Consider the following 17,086-nt stretch of genomic DNA (forward strand, 5'->3'; position numbering starts at 1 on the left):
TGTCCGCTCACGCATGCGCCGGACGTTCCTCACCGACTGCGCGGCCCGGTCTCGACCGCTGGCCGAACTCTTCGACTCGACGGCGAACGCCTCGCTCCCACCCGAATACGCCCCCGAAGACCTGCTCGCGGACTGGCGAGACGTATTCGACGCCGACGAGGAGTTCCGGGAACGCCTCGAACTCGCGGACCTCACAGTCGAGCGCGTCGGCGAGCGACTTCGAGACGGGGCGGACGCCTCCGAATCGCGTCCCGAGTCGCTTCCCGAGCCAATCGAAATCGCCGGGCGAATCGTGGACCGCGCAACCGAGTCCGACCGCGGCGAGGCGCTCGCCGAGCGCCACGCCGACTCGCCGTTCGTGGATTTGCTCGCGCCCCTCGCCGCGGCCGTCAGCGAACCAGTCGCGCTCGACGCCGACCGCGCTCCGGCGGCCTTCGAATCGCTGGAAGACTGGCTGTTCGAGCGACTGACGGCGGCGTTCCAGCATCCGCTGTTCATCCTGTTCAAGGCCTATCAGAAGGGGGAGTATCCCGACCGCGATTTCGCGGACGCGACCGATTCGACCGCGGTCTACGACGAGTTCGTCGCGGCCCACCGCGACTACGAACCCGTCTTCGAGCAGTACCCGGTCTTGGCGAAACTGCTCGGCGTCGTCGCCGAGCAGTGGCGCGAGATGGTCCGCCGACTGGACGACCGAATCGCGGCCGACCGGTCCGACCTCGCGCGACGGTTCAACGACGGCGAAAAGTTGGGTCGGTTGCGCGACGTGGCGACGCTCTCGGACGACCCCCACGGCGAGGGCGAAATCGTCCTGCGACTCGACTTCGAGCGCGACTGCTCGGTCGTCTACAAGCCGCGGTCGGTCGGCGGCGAGGCGGCGTTCGGCGCGGTCATCGACTGGACGAACGCCAACGCGGCGGTGCCGGACCTGTACGTTCCGGCAGTTCTGGACCGCGGGGAGTACGGCTGGATGGAGGTCGTCTCTCACCGACCCTGCGACTCCGCGGCGGGCGTCGGGCGCTTCTACGAGCGAATGGGCGCGCTGACCGCGCTGGCGTTCGTTCTCGGTTCGACCGACCTGCACCACGAGAACATCGTGGCGATGGGCGACCATCCCGTCATCGTGGACCAAGAGACCGCCCTCTCCCCGCAGGTCGGCACCTCGAACAAGCCGGTCTCGCCCGCGATGGACTCGCTACTGGAAGACTCCGTGTTGAACACGGTGTTGATTCCGTTTGCGAAGGACTCGGGCGGACCGGACGCCGACCGGACGAGCAACGGACTGACCGACCTCGCGGGCGAACAGCGCCGCGAGAAGCGCCCGAACTTCCGACACCCGAACACCGACGCGATGGAGATGGGCTTCGACAAGCCCTACCGACTCGACGGGGAGAACCTGCCCCGATTCGACGGCGAGGTCCGGGGCGTTTCGTCGCATCTCGACGAACTGAAGCGGGGATTCCGGGCCGTGACTGACGCGATACTCGCCGACCGAGAGGGATTCGCCGGGCCGTCGGGAGCGCTCGCCGCGTTCGAGGGGACCGACGTGCGATACTTACCGCGCCCGACGAGTCACTACGCCTCGAAGCTTTCCGAAAGCCTCTATTCGTCGCAACTCCGGTCGGGGGTCGGCCGGTCGCTCGCGCTGGAGTCGCTCTACACGGTGTTCGTGCCGCGGGCCGACGGCGACGCCGACCTCTGGAAACTCGTCTCGACGGAGCAGGCGACGCTCCGGCGACTCACGATTCCCCGGTTCACGGTCGAAGCGGACGGCCGCGAACTGGCGGACGGCCGCGGGAACCGACCGGGCGTCGCCGTCGAGGAGTCGCCGCTCGACCACGCTCGCCGCCGCGTTTCGAACCTCGACGACCACCGGGTCGAGACCCAACTCCGACTGGTGGACCTCGCGTTCACCGGGTCGTCGGTCTCGGACCCGGTGGCCGCGCCTTCGGACGCGGGGTCGAACTCGATACCGACCGCCGACTCGCCGCGGGAGGTCGTCTCGAACGTCGTGGCGCTGATAGACGAGGCGACGACGCGCTACCCCGACGGAACGCTCCGCTGGGCGGAACTGGCCCGGTCGTCGCCGACCGGCCAGTTTCGGGTGCGAGAGCCGACGTTCGACCTCTATCAGGGGCACGTCGGCGTCGGCCTGTTCCTCGCCGCGGTCGCCGCGGTTCGCGGGGACGACGAACTCGCAGATCGGAGTCGGCGACTCCTGAAACCGGTCCAGTCGGCCTTCGAGAACGACGAGGAAGACGCCGCCGAGTTGGCTCTCGGCGGGATGGACGGCCACGGGTCAGTCGTCTACGGACTCCTGACTGCGGGCGACCTGCTCGGGGACGACGACCTCGTGGAGAGCGCGCGAACCATCGCGCGTCGGACGACCGCCGCAGACATCGCCGCCGACGAGAACCTCGACGTGATGGCCGGGTCAGCGGGCCAACTGCTCGCCCAACTGGCGGTGTACGAGCGGACCGGCGACGAGGCCGCGCTCGAACGCGCGCGGCGGTGCGGCGACCGCCTCCTCGACGCGACGACGGAGACCGAAGCCGGGTATCGAATCCCGACGGGCGAGGACGGCGACCGGCGGTTCGCCTTCGCGCACGGGGTCGGGGGCATCGGCTACGCGCTCGTGAGACTCGGGGCGGTCACGGGCGAGGAGACCTACGCCAGCGTCGGCCGCGACGCGCTCCGGTTCGACGCCGAACTCTGGCGGCGCGACGGCGTGTTACCGGAGCGCGCAGGCGAGGCGGGCAACGACGATGCGCGCGATGATGGCGCGGACGACGCGGACGAGACAGCGAACGTCTGGGGCTGGTGTAACGGCGTCGCTGGCGTCGGCACCAGTCGCGTCGCCGTGGCCGACTCGATGGACGACGAGCGCGTCGGGGACCTCTCGGTCCTCCGCGAGGACCTGCGACCGGAACCGAGTCTGGAGGACTCACTCTGTTGCGGGTCGGTCGGTCGCGCGCTGTTCCTGCTGGACGCGGGCGAGGTGTTCGAAGACCCCTCGCTGGCCGAGCGCGGCGAGGCGCTGTTCCAGCGGACCCTCGACCGGGCCGAGCGCGAGGGTCGGGTCCGACTGTCGAACCACCTCCCGATGCTCCCTCGACTCGGCCTGTTCACCGGCGTCGCGGGCGTGGGCTACGTCGCGCTCCGGTTGGAGGCGCGCGGAACCGGCGTCGAACTCCCGAACGTGACGCGACTGGAGTGAGGAACCGTCGCTCGCGCTACCGAATAGAGCGCGGGAGCGCCCCGAAAAAAGACTGGCGACGAGTCCGTCCGGCGTTCAGAACTCCATCTCGTCGTCCTTGCCCGAACCGATACAGACGGGTTTGTCCGAGATGTAACAGCCAGTGGAGCCGATGACGGCGCGGTCGTCGGTCTCATCGTGGGACGGTTCGTACTCCGCTTCGAGTGAAGTGGTGATGCTTCGTGACATTGCATATCAAACTCATGCCCTACATGGACATAAAACTAGGGTAATTATTTACGAAATTATACATCCGGGACACTGCTGTCGCAGGGACGGAGCTGTCGAGCGTCGCTCGACGGTCCGAAGCGAGGGCGACTGAGACCGTCCCCGTGGAGAACTCCGCGGTTAAAATTCCATCTCGTCGTCTTCGCCCGGACTACCGCAAATCGGGTCCATCGAGGCACCACAGATCGAACTACCGATGACGGCGCGGTCGTCAGTCTCGTCGTGGGACGGTTCGTACTCCGATTCGAGTGAGGCGGTTGAGTCTCGTGACATACCGTATCATGATTGTGAATACACCTCAATAAAAACTTTCCGATAGTTAGAAACAAGCAATTATCTATAGCGGTGGTTCACTGTGCGATTTGCTCGTTCGCCGTCGCTTGCTCGGAGTGCCTCGACTACCGCAATCATCACTTACTATGGTCTGTAACCACATCCCAACCGCATGAACGACCAACGAGCGCACCGACACCGCGGAGGGTCCTGATCGTGACAGACCGGACCGCAAACGACCAGACTCGGACCGTAAACGACCGAATCCGCGTCGGCGCGGACGTGGGCGGCACGTTCACCGATGTCGTCTTGCTCACCGCCGAGGACGAACTCGTCACCGCGAAGGTCCCGACCACGGACGACCAGAGCGAGGGGGTCCTCGACGGTATCCGAAAGGCCTGCGAGAAGGCCGACGTGGACCCCGAGGAAATCGACGCCTTCTCCCACGCGATGACGGTCTCGACGAACGCGCTCCTCGAAGGAACCGGGGCTAGAACCGCGCTCGTCACGACCGAGGGCTTTTGCGACGTGCTGGAAATCGGCCGACAGGACCGCCCCGCGCTCTACGACTTGGACGCCGAGCGACCCGACCCGCTGGTGCCCCGCCACAGGCGCTTCGAAATCGCGGAGCGCGCCACGCCCGAGGGTGTCGAAGTCGAACCCGACGCGAATTCGGTCCGGAACCTCGCGGACCGAATCCGCGACTCGGACGCAGAGAGCGTGGCGGTCTCGCTGCTCCACGCCTACGCCCACCCCGAGAACGAGCGACGCGTGGCCCGAATCCTCCGCGAGGAACTCGACGCGCCGGTCTCGGTCTCCCACGAAGTTCTCGCGGCGTTCCGGGAGTACGAGCGCACCGCGACGACCGCCGTGGACGCCTACGTGACGCCGAAAATCGACGCCTACCTCGGCCGACTGGTCGAGCGCGCGGCGGCGGCCGGACTTCCCGCACCGCTCGTGATGCAGTCGAACGGCGGCATCGCCGACGCCGCGACCGTCCGCGAACACGCCGTCACGACCTGTCTCTCCGGTCCCGCCGCGGGGGTGGTTGGCGCGGACGCGACCGCGAAGGGAGTGGCCGCGGAAGATGGAGGCGCGGACGCGACTGCAAAGAGAGCGGCCGCGGAGTCCGTTTCGGACTCCGCGGGCCTCGTCACGTTCGACATGGGCGGCACCTCCAGCGACGTGAGTCTCGTCCGGGACGGCGAAGTCGAGCGCACGACCGAGGCCGAAATCGGCGACCGGCCGGTCGGCGTCCCGATGGTGGACGTGACGACGGTCGGCGCGGGCGGCGGGAGCGTCGCGCGAGTGGACGCGGGCGGCGCGCTCCGGGTCGGTCCCGAGTCGGCGGGCGCGGACCCCGGCCCGGCCTGCTACGGGAAGGGCGGGATTGAACCGACCGTCACCGACGCGAACGCCGTGTTGGGCTACCTCGGCGGCGACACCGCGCTCGGCGGGGAACTCTCGCTGGACCTCGACGCCGCCCGCGACGCGCTGGCAGACCTCGCCGACGAGGCCGACCTCTCTGGGCCTGTCGAGGCGGCCCGCGGCGTCTATCGCGTAGCGAACGCCAACATGACTCGCGCAGTCCGGGCGGTGACGGTCGAGCGCGGCCGGGACCCCCGGAACTTCGCGCTGGCGGCGTTCGGCGGCGCGGGACCGATGCACGCCGCGGCGCTCGCCGAGCGCCTCAACGTGGGCCGAGTCGTGATTCCGCGGGCCTGCGGCGTCCTCTCGGCGTTCGGCCTGCTCGCGGCCGACGAGACCCGCGACGCGGTCCGGACCTACCGGACGACGCTGGCGGAGGCCGATTCGGACACCATCGAGGGCGTCCTCGCGGACCTCGCCGACGAGGCGCGGGCCGACCTCCGGGGCCCCGACACCGCCACCGTCTTGCGGGAGGCCGACCTCCGCTACGCGGGCCAGAGCTTCGAGTTGGCGGTCGAAGTCGGCGATGCCTTCGACCCCGAAATCGTGGCCGAGCAGTTCCACGAGACCCACGAGTCCGCTTCGGGCTACCGGATGGACGAGGCGGTCGAACTCGTCGGCCTGCGCGCGCAGGCGACCGTCGCGCGCGAGACGCCCGCGGTGGCCTACGAAGGCGCGGGCGAGGCGCGCGTCGGCGAGCGCGAGGCCCACTTCGGCGGGCAACGCCGCGAAACGCCGATTTACCGCCGGGAAGCGCTTCCGGCCGGGCGAGAGTTTGCTGGTCCCGCAATCTGCGAGCAGGCCGACAGCACGGTGGTCGTGCCGCCAGCGTGGCGGGCCGCGGTCCGCGACGACGGAACGCTGGTGCTGGAACGGGAGGCCGGAGAATGACCGACGCGGACCTCGACCCGGTGGAACTCGAAATCCTCCGGAACCAACTGGAGAGCGTCGCCGAGGAGATGGGGAAGGTCCTGATTCGGGGAGCGTACTCGCCGAACATCAAGGAGCGGCGGGACTGCTCGACGGCGCTGTTCGACGCCGAGGGGCGACTGGTCGCGCAGGCCGAACACATCCCGGTCCACCTCGGCGCGATGCCCGAAGCGGTCCGAGCGGTGCTGGAACTGGACCCCGAACCCGGCGACACGTTCGTGGTCAACGACCCCTTCGATGGCGGGACACACCTGCCCGACGTGACGCTGGTCTCGCCGCTCGCGCCCGAATCGGCAGTTGCCGATTCGGGTGCCGAAAGCGACGACGCGCACGAAGCGACCGACGCGAGTCGGGAAATCGTCGGCTACGCCGTCTCGCGCGCCCACCACGCCGACGTTGGCGGAATGTCTCCGGGGAGCATGCCCGCGGGCGCTCGGGAGATTTATCAGGAGGGCCTGCGCCTGCCGCCGGTCCGCCTCGTCGCGGGCGGCGAACTCGTCGAGGACGTACGCGACCTCATTCTGGCCAACGTCCGGACGCCCGAGGAGCGCCGCGCGGACCTCCGCGCCCAGATGGCCGCCAACGACCGCGCCGAGGAGCGCGTCGGCGAACTGCTGGCCGACCACGGCGACCGCCTGCTGGCCGCCTTCGACGCGGTGATAGACTACTCCCGCGAGCGCGTCGAGACGGAACTGGCTGACCTGCCCGATGGCGAATACACCGCGCGCGACTTCTTGGAGGGCGACGGGGTCTCCGAGAGTGAAGCGAACGGAGGCTCGTCAGACCGTAGGTCTGACGGTGTGAGCGACGACGACGTGCCAATCGAAGTGACGGTCGAAATCGACGGCCCCTCGCTTTCGGTCGATTTCTCGGGCACCGCGGGACAGGTGCCGGGCAACCTCAACGCACCGCTCGCGGTCGCCAAGAGTGCGGTCTACTTCGTCGTCCGGTGCGTGACCGACCCGGATATTCCGCCGAACCACGGGTGCTACGCGCCGGTCTCGGTCAGCGCGCCCGAGGGGAGTCTGTTGAACCCCGGCGCGCCCGCCGCGGTGGTCGGCGGCAACGTCGAGACCAGTCAGCGCGTGACCGACGTGGTGTTCCGGGCGCTCGCCGAGGCGGTGCCTGAGCGCGTTCCGGCGGCCGGGCAGGGGACGATGAACAACCTGATTATCGGGAGTCGCGCGGGCGACTTCACCTACTACGAAACCATCGGCGGCGGGGCGGGCGCGCGCCCGACGGGCGACGGCACCGACGGCGTGCAGGTCGGAATGACCAACACGCTGAACACGCCGGTCGAGGCACTGGAAGCGGAGTACCCGCTCCGAGTCGAACGCTACGCGCTCCGCCCCGACACCGGGGGCGAGGGCCGCCACCGCGGCGGTCTCGGACTGGAGCGAAGTGTCACCGTCGAGGAGCGCGCAACCGTCTCGCTTCTGACGGAGCGCCGCCGCCACGCGCCGCAGGGTCTCGACGGCGGCGGCGCGGGCGCGCTCGGCGAGAACCGCATCGACGGCGAGCGCGTCGGCGCGAAGACGACCCGCGAAGTCGAATCCGGAACGACCGTCACGGTGCTGACGCCCGGCGGCGGCGGTTACGGCGACCCGAGCGAGCGGGCCGACGAGGCCCGCGAGTGTGACCGGAGGGAGGGGAAAGTGACGGACGAGGAGTGAGATAGAGCAGGAATAGATTCTCGAACAATTGCATTTCGTTCTCTTGGGTTTCTATAGATGTCTTTTCCACAGGTAGAGAAGTCTCGACGGGCTATTGGCGTGCGCTCCCCGTGACCGACCACCGGAACGCGCTCGACTGCCCTGACCACCGGCAGACGCCCGGTGAATCGACCGACGCGGCGGGGGCTTTCGAAACCGTCACCTCCGACTCCGCGGACAGCAACCGTACAAACGACGACCGAAACGACTCAGCGACACCCCAACATCCACTACAAGGCAGAACCTCTAAGTTATCAATCCTGCTACCTACCTCCGTGGACCGTGATACCGCACGCCCTGTCGTACTCGCGCTGTTGGCGGTCGTCGCTATCGGGGTCGCGGCCGCGACGCTGAACTCCGCCGTCGTCACCGACTCGGGCGGGTTCGGTCTCGGCCAGCCGAGTTCGGACGCGGGCGCGCAGAACGGCAGTCAGCCCAGTTTGAAACTCGGCAACCAGTCGTCCGACGGCGACGCCGGGCCGCCGTTGAACCTCCCGTGCTACCCCGTCTTCGACCAGTGGTGGGCAGTCACGCTCCTGTTCGCCGGATTCGCCAGCGGCGCGTACGTCGCCTACCGGCGACTCGGAGGTCTCGGCGTCGTCGCCTACGCCGGGCCGGTGGGCATCCCGCTCCTGTTCGCCCACGCCCTGCTCACGGCCTGTACCAAACCGTTGCCCGACGCCCGAAGTTCCCTCTTCGAGAAGGGGAACCTCTCGCTCGTCCCCGAGGGCGGGAGCGGCGCGCCCGGCGGTTCGACCGGGACGAGCATCACCGACCCCTCGGTTCTCCTACTGGCGGGACTGGGCGTCGCGCTCGTCGCGGCCGTCGCGCTCCTGTTCGTCTCCTCCAGCGGCGAGGACCCCGAGGAAGACGAGGCGTTCACGGAACCCGACGACACGACCGACGTGAACGCGGTCGGCCGGGCCGCGGGCGAGGCCGCCGACCGCATCGAGACAGCGACCGACGTGGACAACGAGGTGTTCCGCGCGTGGCACGAGATGACCGACCACCTCGACGTGGCCAACCCTCAGTCTAGCACGCCCTCGGAGTTCGCGGCCGCTGCGGTCGATGCGGGCATGGCCCGCGAGGACGTGGACCGACTCACCACGCTGTTTGAGGAGGTGCGCTACGGCGGCGAGTCGCCGACCGAAGAGCGAGAACAGCAGGCGCTTGATGCCCTCCGGCGCATCGAACGCGAGTACGCGGGTGAGAACCGATGACCGGCGACGACGACGGCCACCCGATTCTGACGACCGTCGGCGTCGTCGCGGTCGCGGTCGGCCTGCTGCTGATGTTCGTCCCCGGATTCGCGGCCGCCATCGGCACCGGCTACGCCGCCGTCACCGTCGTCGGCCTGCTCGCGCTGGTGCAGGCGGTGCGGGTCGCTCGCTCCCGGATGGCGACCGAACTGCGCGCCGCCGAGACCGACGACGTGGAGACCGTCGAAGCGATGCCCACGCCCGGCGAGGAGTTCGACCGGACTGTCGCCGAGTTGCGGTCGGGTCCCCGACGCAACCTCATCCGCGAGCGGTCGGACCTCCGGGACACCCTCGAAACCGCGGCGCTGACCGCCGTCGCCGACCGAGAGAACTGCTCGCGCGACCAGGCCCGCGACCGCATCGAGACCGGCGCGTGGACCGACGACCCCCACGCCGCGACGTTCCTCGGCGGTCCCGACGCTCCCTCGCCGCCGCTGGCCGACCGGGTGAAAATCGCGGCCAGCACCCAGTCGCCGTTCCAGTACCGGATTCGCCGGACCGCCGACGCGGTGGCCCGGACGGCGGGCGTCGAAGACGAAGACGACTCCCAAAATAATGTGCAAGAAACTGCCGGGCGCGCTCGCGCGTCCGAGACCGACGAGCCGACTCACTCTCGCGCCGACGAATCGAGTCGAATGGAGACCGAAGCGTGAAGTCGATTCGACAGACGAACCGCTGGCGCGGCATCAGCGGCGTGGCCCTGCTGGCGGGCGCGCTCGGCGTGCTGTTCAGCCGACCGCTGGTCCTGCTGTCGGGCGTCGTCGGCGTCGCGTTCGCGGCCTACGCCCGGACCGCGGGCACGCCCGACCCCGACCTCGACGTGACCCGGACCGTCAGCGACGACGAACCCCTGCCGGGCGAGGAGGTGCAGGTCCGACTCACCGTCGAGAACGTCGGCGACTCGATGGTCCCGGACCTTCGAGTCGTAGACGGCGTGCCAGAGGCCCTGCCGGTCGTCTCCGGCTCTGCGCGCCTCGGCACCGCGCTCCGTCCCGGCAAGTCGGCGACGCTGGCCTACACGGTGGAGACCGAGCGCGGCGACCACGAGTTCGACCCCGCGACGGCCATCGTCCGGGACTTCAGTGGTGCCATCGAGGTTGAGCAGGGAATCGAGTGCGAGACGACGCTCCGGTGCGTCCCAAAACTCGGAACCACCGTGGACGTGCCCTTGCGCGCCCAGACCACCCGGTACACCGGTCGGGTCACGACCGACACGGGCGGGTCGGGCGTCGAGTTCCACGCGACCCGCGAGTATCGGACCAGCGACCCCCTCTCGCGGGTGGACTGGAACCGCCTCGCGCGCACGGGCGAACTCACGACCATCGACTTCCGCGAGGAGCGCGCCGCGAGCGTGGTCGTCCTCGTGGACACCCGCGAGAAGGCGTATCTGGCCCGCGACGAGGAGGCGCGCAACGCGGTCCAGTACGGCGTGGACGCCGCGGGAAAAATCGTCACGCAACTGCTCGACGCGGGCGACCGCGTGGGAGTGGCCTCGCTCGGACCGAAGACCTGCTGGCTCGCGCCCGGCGCTGGCCACGACCATCAGGCCCGCGCTCGGGACCTGCTGGCGACTCATCCCGCGTTCGCGCCGACGCCCCCTGAGGGGATGTTCTACCCGACGACGCGGCTCAAACAACTGCGAAAGCGCCTGCCCGCCTCGACGCAGGTCGTCTTCGTCACGCCGCTCTGTGACGACTTCGGGCCTGAGGTCGCCCGCAGACTCGACGCCGAGGGCCACCTCGTGACCGTCGTTAGCCCGGACCCCACCGCGACGGACACCGCAGGCCAGCGGTTCGCGCGGACCCAGCGCAAGCACCGCGTCTCGGAGCTTCGGCAGGCGGGTCTCCGGGTCGTGGACTGGGACACCGACGAGCAGTTGGGCGTCGCGCTGTCACGGATGGCCAGAGTGACAGGAGGTGGCGCGTGACCCGCGAAATCGACCGCTCGCCAGCGCGCCTCTCGTCGGCGCTCGCGGTGAGCGCGGCGGCGCTCGCGGCGGGCACCAGCGCGCTCACGACGAGCGCCGGACTCGCGCTCGGCGTGGCCGGATTCGTCGTCGTCGCGGTCGGCGTCGTTCGCGGTTCCCGGCGCGGCGTCACGCTCGGCGCGAGCGCCCTGCTCGTGGGCGCGCTGGTCGGCGGCCTGCTCGTCGGCGCGCCGTACGTCCTTCTGCCGGGGGTCATCGCCACGGTGTTAGCGTGGGACTTCGCCGAGCAGGCCATCAACGTCGGCGAGCAGTTGGGCCGCGAGACCGACACGACGCAACTGGAAGTGACCCACGCCGCGGGCAGTACCGTGGTCGGCGTCGGCGCTGGCGCGCTCGGCTACGGCATCTATCTGGCCGCGTCGGGCGGTCAGCCAGTGTCCGCGCTCGTCTTCCTGCTGTTGGCCGCCGTGGTTCTCACGTCGGCGCTCCGGAACTGAGACCGGGGTTCCGCGCCCGGTGGCTTTTCGAAGCCATCGCTCGATGCTTCGAACGACCGGAAAATCCCGCAGGACGTTCGCTCCGGGGCGCGCTAGTCATCGCGGACGGGAAAATTCAGCCCTCACTCCGCTCGGCGGCATCGGCTAAGGCCCGCTGGAGGTCTCTAAACAGGTCCTCGTACTCATCGGCCGCCATCTCGCTCTCGATTGCGGCCAGTTGGTCCTGCACGTCTCGTAACTCCGCCTCGATTCGGGCGCGTGCTTCGGCGCTCGACTCGTCCTCGCGTATTACCGGATTCGTCTGACAGATAGCGAGTCGGTAGTACCGCCGGAGCAGTCGGTTGTACGTCTGTCGCTTGATGAGTCGCCGGAGTACCGTCTCGATTTTACGCTCGGTGAGCGGCCGACAGACGTAGTCGTCGAACCCGAGTTCGAGCACGTCGGCGTCGGAGGCTTCGGGGAGGACCACCGCCGCGGGTGCTTCGACGCCACGGTCGCGGAGTTTCGAGACGAGTTCGTCGCCCGAGAGGTCCGGACAGCGTTGGGGTATCAGCATTGCGTCCACGTCGGCGTCGGCGACCGCGAGCGCAATTTCGCCGTCGCTGGCGGTCGTTACGTTCAGTCTCGGTAGCCACTCCGTACACAAGTTCGCCGCCTCTCCGACCAGCAGAACGTTCGACGCGCGAGTGCGGGTTTCGCTCTCCGTCCACGGTTCGACGCCCATTTTCTGTCCGAATTATCAGAGTATCTTCGTATATAGATTGTGATGGTTTTCCAACTTTAACTGTATTGTTTTATATCGTAGGGGGAAGGTAATCCGAACTAACCGTTTCGTGCGAATCGTGTTCACTCTACGGTCGGAACGGGAACGTCGTCCAGCACGCGGTCCACGACCGAGGACTTCGAGACGTTGTTGACCTGCGCGTCGGGCGTGAGAACGACCCTGTGGGCCAGCACGGGGTGAGCCACGCGCTTCACGTCGTCGGGGGTGACGAACTCCCGACCGTTCATCGCGGCGTAGGCGCGGGTGGTCTCGAAGAGTCGCTGGGTCCCGCGCGGGGAGACGCCGACCTGCACGCGGCGGTCCTCGCGGGTCTCGCGCGCGATGTTGGCCATGTACTCCAACAGGTCGTCGTCCACCCGAACCGTCTCGGGCACTTCCCGAAGTTCGGTCACGAGTTGCTCGTCCAGCACGGTCCCGACCGACGGACTCTGGGCCGAGCGCCCGGCGCGTCGGCGCAGGAGTTCGTACTCGCCCTCGATTTCGGGGTAGCCGATAGAGGACTTGACCGCGAAGCGGTCAACCTGCGCCTCGGGCAAGGGGAACGTGCCCTCCTGCTCGACGGGGTTCTGCGTGGCGATGACGAAAAACGGCTTGGGGAGGTCGTGAGTGTCGCCGTCCACCGTGACCTGCCCTTCCTCCATCGCTTCCAGCAGGGCGGCTTGGGTCTTGGGCGGCGCGCGGTTGATCTCGTCGGCGAGGACGACGTTTGCGAAGATCGGTCCCTCGTTGAACTCGAACTCGCGGTCCTGCTCGTTGAAGACGTGCGTTCCGGTCACGTCCGCGGGAAGCAGGTCGGGGGTGAACTGAACCCGCGAGAACGACAGGCCGAGCGCCGACGCGAAACTCCGCGCAGTCAGGGTCTTGCCCGTTCCCGGAACGTCCTCCAGCAGGGCGTGCCCGCCCGCCATCGCGCCCAAGAGTACGGTTTCGAGGAACTCCCGGTCGGCGATGACGGCGTTGCCGATAGCGTCGAGGACGGCGTCGCACTGCTCGTTGGCCTCGGTTACGTCCATACCCTACCCGGTGGCGGGCCGTCCGCTTGAAGGTGACGGTCTACTGACTGAAGCGCGCGGAATCGAAATCCCTAAGTCGAAGAGGGCAGAAAGATAGAGTGAGCCGAGATAGCCTAGCCCGGCCAAGGCGGTTGCTTCGAGAGCAACTGTCCTCTACGGACACAGGAGTTCGAATCTCCTTCTCGGCGTTTTTCCGACTTTCAGCCTTCTTAGCTACGGGCATCTCTTGCTTTTGGTTTCAGGGCCACTGAATCGAGACATCCATGTATACTAACTTTCGACGTTCGCTCAGAACAGAAACGAGACGTTGTGGACGCCCAGACAGCCGTACCAGACGCCAGCCGAGCAGTAGGTCACGACGCGGAACACGGCGGGATACCGGTCCGGTGCCCACTCGTCGGGGACCAGTCGGGCGACGACCGCGCCGCTCTCGGCCAGCAGGACCACCCCGACGACGGCAAGAACGACGGTGACGAGGACGCCCTCGACCATGCCGAACTCGCCCATCAGCGTTCGAGTCAGCCACATCGACTCGTACACGTCGTCGCGGAGCGAGAGGACGGTCACGGTGCTGACGGCGTCGAGCAGTTTGCCGACGACCAGCACCGCGAGCAGGGTGAGGCGGTCCGCGCCGACCGCGAAGCGGCCGCCGCCGACGGCGTAGGTGGACGCGTCGTTCGACACGACACCGCCGACGCCGTGCGAATCCTTTGTTATAGACCGCGAATAGTCGGCGTAATCGCGGCCCAATCGGGCGTCAGGCGTGGTTGGTCCGTGCGATTCGGCGGTAACGACCTGCTACTCGGGGTCAGTTGAGTCGCCAAATCTGGAGGTTCAGCGCGGTGGCGAACCCGACCCAGAGCAGGTACGGCACGAGCAGTGCGGCCGCCCGGCGGTCGATTCGGGCGAACGCGCCGATGGTCGCCAGAATCGTCGCCAGTAGGACGAGGATGACGACCAGTCCGCCGAAGATGGCCTGCGCGCCGAAGAAGACCATCGTCCACGCGGCGTTCAGAACGAGTTGTGCGCCGAACAGCGCCAGCGCGACCGTCCGGGGTCGCCCGTCGTCGCTCCGCCAGACCAGATACAGCGCGACGCCCATCAGCAGGTAGAGCGTCGTCCAGACCGGGCCGAACAGCCAACTCGGCGGCGTGAACGCGGGTTTGGCGAGCGTCGGGTACCACGTCGCTACCTCGTCGGCGGTCAACAGCGACGGGACGATACCGGCGAGTTCGCAGACGAGGACGCTGGCGACGAGCGCAACCCACGAGACGCCCTCTCCGTCGTTGCCTCGGGTCAGTGTCTCAGTAATGGTCATGCGCCTCTGTAGGTCGGGAAGCGGGAAAGAGATGGAGGGTCCATTTCGAGCGTTTCCGTCGCTAGACCGCAACTTACAGGACCGGTCTCTCCGTCTCTGTCCGTATGTCACCGACCGTGGACGACCTCCGGAACGAAATCCGGACGGCCGTAGGCAGGTACGAACGCGTCGAATCGACCGGGTTCACGAAGGAGGCGCTGGCGGCAATCTGTGACGCTGTGGGCTACGACATCGACGAGAATCGGCTCCCGTCGAAGCCACAGATGCGCGCGGGCATTCTGTGGACACTCGGCGAGTTGAACGACGACGACCCGGAGGAGGCTCCGAACTCGTTCCGGAAGGCGGAACTGGAAGCGGTGGCGGCGGCGCTTCGGGACGAATAGAGCAGAGCGCGCCCGCCGTACTTCTCAGTCGTCCGCGCTCGCGCGCTCGGTCTCGTCGTCCACGACGAGCAGTCGGTCCAGCGCGTCCACCATCGCGGTGACGCTGGCGCGGGTGATGTCGCCGTCGCTCGCCCGGACCGTCACCGAGCGGTCGCCCCGCGACATCTCGACTTCGACCGTCACCACCGCGTCTGTCCCGCCCGTGATGGCGTCAACATGGTACGAATCGAGCGCGGCGTCGGCCGCCACGGCGGCCGACTCGCGCGACCCGGAGACCGCCTCGCGGACCGCGCTGACCGCGGCGTCCACCGGTCCGTCGCCGGTGCCGCTGGCGACCTGCTCGTCGCCATCAACTTCGAGGCGGACGCTCGCGGTGGGTTGTGGCCCGCCGCTGGTCGCGGTGAGTTCGAGCAGGGCGATACGGCGGTCCCGCTCGCGGTCCCGCACGTCGTCGGCGATGGCGAGCAGGTCGGCGTCGGTCACGCGCTTTTCCTGCTCGGCGAGTCGCTGGACGCGCGCGACGACCTCGGCCAGTTCGTCGTCGCTGACCTCGACGCCGTGTTCGGCGAGCGCCGCCTTCGCGCCCGCCCGGCCGGTGTGCTTGCCGAGGACGAGTCGGCGCTCCCGACCCACCTTTTCGGGCGGGTAGGGTTCGTACATCCGCTCGTCCTTCAGCGTGCCGTCGGTATGGATACCCGACTCGTGGGCGAATGCGTTCTCGCCGACGACGGCCTTGTTCGGCGCGAGGGGTACGTCGGTCGCGTCCGCGACCGCTCGCGCGAGGTCGTAGAGTTTGGTCGTCTCGGCCGTCTCGACGCCGTAGCAGTGGTCGAGAGCGATGGCGACCTCTTCGAGCGCGACGTTGCCCGCACGCTCGCCGACGCCGTTGACCGTGGCGTGGACGAGGTCCGCGCCCGCGGCCACGCTGGCGAGGGCGTTCGTCACTGCCAGTCCGAGGTCGTCGTGGGTGTGCGTACTGGTCGGTCCGAGTTCCGAGAGCCGCGAGACCGCCTTGTAGGCGCTCTCCGGGCCGGTGTGGCCCACCGTGTCCGCGAAGCAGAACCGGTCCGCTCCGGCGTCGTGGGCGGCCGCGGCGAGGCGTTCCAAGAATTCGAAATCCGCCCGAGAGCCGTCCTCGCCGATGACTTCGACCCAGAGACCGTGGTCGCGGGCGTACGCCACAAGATCGGCCGTCGTCTCGACTACTTCGTCGCGGGAGGTGCCGACCTTGCCTTCGACGTGGCGGTCGCTTGCGGGCACGACGAGGTTCACGCCGTCCACGCCGCAGTCGAGCGCGAGGTCGATGTCGTCGCGGACGCCGCGCGCGAAACTGGTGACGCGGGCGTCCAAGCCGCGGTCGGCCACGCGACGGATGGTCTCGCGCTCGCCCTCGCCCGTGCAGGCGCTCCCGGCCTCCACGACCGAGACGCCCGCGCGGTCGAGCGCGGTCGCTATCTCGGCTTTCTCCTCGGGAGTCAGCGAGACGCCCGGCGCCTGCTCGCCGTCTCGGAGCGTGGTGTCCAGAAGTTGCACGTCGCGCCCCGAGAGTCGTCGGTCGCGGTCGGCGCGTCGTTCGGTGCGTTCGTCGCTCTGTCCGTCGCCGTCTGCGGGGGATGTGTTATTCGGGGAACCCCCGAATAAATCGTTCACTGGCCATGATTGACCACGCTCTCGCTTTCACCGGGGAGTAGTTAAGGGGGCCTTTGTGACAGGCCGGTCTGTCGGACCGGTTTCGCTCCGCCAAGAATAATACGTTGCATTGCAATGTATTTCACATGGAGAACGTCACGACTCGCATGAGCGACGAGGAACTCGATCTGGTGGACCGACTCGCCGATCAGCACGACGGGAGTCGGAGCGATGCGATTCGGGCCGCAATTCGGAGCGGAGCGCGCGAACAGCTCGTCCGCGTCGCGTTGGAGAAGTACCGACACGGCGAGGTCGGTATGCGCGGGGCCGCCGACATTGCGGGTCTCACCGTTGCGGAAATGATGGCCGAAGCCAATGAGCGCGGCGTCCTGAGTAACTACGACGAGACTGACCTCGAATCCGACGTGGAGAACCTGCTCTGAGGCCCG

Annotated in this window: 16 protein-coding genes and 1 tRNA gene; 10 read left to right on the forward strand and 7 right to left on the reverse strand. The window is 68.3% G+C overall.

The features are described 5' to 3' along the window. Nucleotides 1-13 precede the first annotated feature (13 nt). Nucleotides 14-3,217 (forward strand): type 2 lanthipeptide synthetase LanM, encoded by a 3,204-nt coding sequence (lanM, locus tag EP007_RS09960; protein ID WP_128477512.1) that lies wholly within the window; start codon nt 14-16, stop codon nt 3,215-3,217. 75 nt (nt 3,218-3,292) lie between these two features. On the opposite strand, the gene EP007_RS17460 is transcribed toward lanM, so the two are convergent. Together EP007_RS17460 and EP007_RS17465 are read right to left on the reverse strand one after the other, a co-directional pair. Further along, complete coding sequence (locus EP007_RS17460; RefSeq protein ID WP_166035526.1) at nt 3,293-3,445, reverse strand: hypothetical protein; 153 nt, start codon at nt 3,443-3,445, stop codon at nt 3,293-3,295. Between the two features lie 159 nt (nt 3,446-3,604). Next, the gene (locus tag EP007_RS17465) at nt 3,605-3,757 is read right to left on the reverse strand and encodes a hypothetical protein (RefSeq protein WP_166035528.1); all 153 of its coding nucleotides are present in this window, start codon (nt 3,755-3,757) and stop codon (nt 3,605-3,607) included. 216 nt (nt 3,758-3,973) lie between these two features. Here EP007_RS17465 and EP007_RS09965 point away from each other — a divergent pair, with 216 nt between their 5' ends. The 6 genes from EP007_RS09965 to EP007_RS09990 all read left to right on the forward strand — a co-directional run bounded on the left by EP007_RS09965 (nt 3,974) and on the right by EP007_RS09990 (nt 11,510). After that, entirely contained in the window at nt 3,974-6,076 is a 2,103-nt protein-coding gene (locus tag EP007_RS09965; RefSeq protein WP_128477513.1) for a hydantoinase/oxoprolinase family protein, read from the forward strand. Beyond that, a complete protein-coding gene (locus EP007_RS09970) occupies nt 6,073-7,788 on the forward strand; it encodes a hydantoinase B/oxoprolinase family protein (protein WP_128477514.1) in 1,716 nt (571 codons plus the stop codon). Before EP007_RS09965 ends, EP007_RS09970 begins: the two co-directional genes overlap by 4 nt. Nucleotides 7,789-8,102: 314 nt before the next feature. After that, entirely contained in the window at nt 8,103-9,047 is a 945-nt protein-coding gene (locus EP007_RS09975) for a DUF4129 domain-containing protein (RefSeq protein WP_128477515.1), read from the forward strand. Next, nucleotides 9,044-9,739 (forward strand): DUF7269 family protein, encoded by a 696-nt coding sequence (locus EP007_RS09980; RefSeq protein WP_128477516.1) that lies wholly within the window; start codon nt 9,044-9,046, stop codon nt 9,737-9,739. The genes EP007_RS09975 and EP007_RS09980 overlap by 4 nt, the downstream gene beginning before the upstream one ends. After that, complete coding sequence (locus EP007_RS09985) at nt 9,736-11,013, forward strand: DUF58 domain-containing protein (RefSeq protein ID WP_128477517.1); 1,278 nt, start codon at nt 9,736-9,738, stop codon at nt 11,011-11,013. The genes EP007_RS09980 and EP007_RS09985 overlap by 4 nt, the downstream gene beginning before the upstream one ends. After that, complete coding sequence (locus tag EP007_RS09990; RefSeq protein WP_128477518.1) at nt 11,010-11,510, forward strand: DUF7519 family protein; 501 nt, start codon at nt 11,010-11,012, stop codon at nt 11,508-11,510. The genes EP007_RS09985 and EP007_RS09990 overlap by 4 nt, the downstream gene beginning before the upstream one ends. A 115-nt stretch (nt 11,511-11,625) precedes the next feature. On the opposite strand, the gene EP007_RS09995 is transcribed toward EP007_RS09990, so the two are convergent. Together EP007_RS09995 and EP007_RS10000 are read right to left on the reverse strand one after the other, a co-directional pair. Then, nucleotides 11,626-12,234 carry a response regulator transcription factor gene (locus EP007_RS09995; RefSeq protein WP_128477519.1) on the reverse strand — a complete coding sequence of 203 codons (609 nt, stop codon included), beginning with the start codon at nt 12,232-12,234 and terminating at the stop codon, nt 11,626-11,628. A 122-nt stretch (nt 12,235-12,356) separates the two neighbouring features. Beyond that, a complete protein-coding gene (locus tag EP007_RS10000; RefSeq protein WP_128477520.1) occupies nt 12,357-13,307 on the reverse strand; it encodes an AAA family ATPase in 951 nt (316 codons plus the stop codon). A 102-nt stretch (nt 13,308-13,409) separates the two neighbouring features. Here EP007_RS10000 and EP007_RS10005 point away from each other — a divergent pair. Next, a tRNA-Ser gene (locus EP007_RS10005) sits at nt 13,410-13,495 on the forward strand. Nucleotides 13,496-13,595: 100 nt separating this feature from the next. On the opposite strand, the gene EP007_RS10010 is transcribed toward EP007_RS10005, so the two are convergent. Continuing rightward, the gene (locus EP007_RS10010) at nt 13,596-13,991 is read right to left on the reverse strand and encodes a hypothetical protein (protein ID WP_128477521.1); all 396 of its coding nucleotides are present in this window, start codon (nt 13,989-13,991) and stop codon (nt 13,596-13,598) included. A 124-nt stretch (nt 13,992-14,115) separates the two neighbouring features. Further along, nucleotides 14,116-14,625 (reverse strand): TspO/MBR family protein, encoded by a 510-nt coding sequence (locus EP007_RS10015; RefSeq protein WP_128477522.1) that lies wholly within the window; start codon nt 14,623-14,625, stop codon nt 14,116-14,118. Between the two features lie 104 nt (nt 14,626-14,729). Between EP007_RS10015 and EP007_RS10020 the strand changes: the two genes are divergently transcribed. Continuing rightward, the gene (locus EP007_RS10020) at nt 14,730-15,008 is read left to right on the forward strand and encodes a hypothetical protein (RefSeq protein ID WP_128477523.1); all 279 of its coding nucleotides are present in this window, start codon (nt 14,730-14,732) and stop codon (nt 15,006-15,008) included. A 24-nt stretch (nt 15,009-15,032) separates the two neighbouring features. Here EP007_RS10020 and EP007_RS10025 read toward each other — a convergent pair whose 3' ends face one another. Then, nucleotides 15,033-16,541 (reverse strand): alpha-isopropylmalate synthase regulatory domain-containing protein, encoded by a 1,509-nt coding sequence (locus EP007_RS10025; protein ID WP_243700486.1) that lies wholly within the window; start codon nt 16,539-16,541, stop codon nt 15,033-15,035. 263 nt (nt 16,542-16,804) lie between these two features. Here EP007_RS10025 and EP007_RS10030 point away from each other — a divergent pair, with 263 nt between their 5' ends. Further along, nucleotides 16,805-17,080: a UPF0175 family protein gene (locus tag EP007_RS10030; protein ID WP_243700363.1), complete on the forward strand. Its 276-nt coding sequence runs from the start codon at nt 16,805-16,807 to the stop codon at nt 17,078-17,080. The last annotated feature ends 6 nt before the right edge of the window (nt 17,081-17,086 follow it).

It is taken from the genome of Halorussus pelagicus, assembly GCF_004087835.1.
Lineage (GTDB): Archaea > Halobacteriota > Halobacteria > Halobacteriales > Haladaptataceae > Halorussus > Halorussus pelagicus.

What these genes read in the sequence shown, in the direction of transcription:
- lanM (WP_128477512.1), top strand. Translation starts at nt 14, where the DNA reads ATGCGCCGGACGTTCCTCACCGACTGCGCGGCCCGGTCTCGACCGCTG.
- EP007_RS17460 (WP_166035526.1), bottom strand. Translation starts at nt 3,445, where the DNA reads ATGTCACGAAGCATCACCACTTCACTCGAAGCGGAGTACGAACCGTCC.
- EP007_RS17465 (WP_166035528.1), bottom strand. Translation starts at nt 3,757, where the DNA reads ATGTCACGAGACTCAACCGCCTCACTCGAATCGGAGTACGAACCGTCC.
- EP007_RS09970 (WP_128477514.1), top strand. Translation starts at nt 6,073, where the DNA reads ATGACCGACGCGGACCTCGACCCGGTGGAACTCGAAATCCTCCGGAAC.
- EP007_RS09980 (WP_128477516.1), top strand. Translation starts at nt 9,044, where the DNA reads ATGACCGGCGACGACGACGGCCACCCGATTCTGACGACCGTCGGCGTC.
- EP007_RS09995 (WP_128477519.1), bottom strand. Translation starts at nt 12,234, where the DNA reads ATGGGCGTCGAACCGTGGACGGAGAGCGAAACCCGCACTCGCGCGTCG.
- EP007_RS10000 (WP_128477520.1), bottom strand. Translation starts at nt 13,307, where the DNA reads ATGGACGTAACCGAGGCCAACGAGCAGTGCGACGCCGTCCTCGACGCT.
- EP007_RS10015 (WP_128477522.1), bottom strand. Translation starts at nt 14,625, where the DNA reads ATGACCATTACTGAGACACTGACCCGAGGCAACGACGGAGAGGGCGTC.
- EP007_RS10020 (WP_128477523.1), top strand. Translation starts at nt 14,730, where the DNA reads ATGTCACCGACCGTGGACGACCTCCGGAACGAAATCCGGACGGCCGTA.
- EP007_RS10030 (WP_243700363.1), top strand. Translation starts at nt 16,805, where the DNA reads ATGAGCGACGAGGAACTCGATCTGGTGGACCGACTCGCCGATCAGCAC.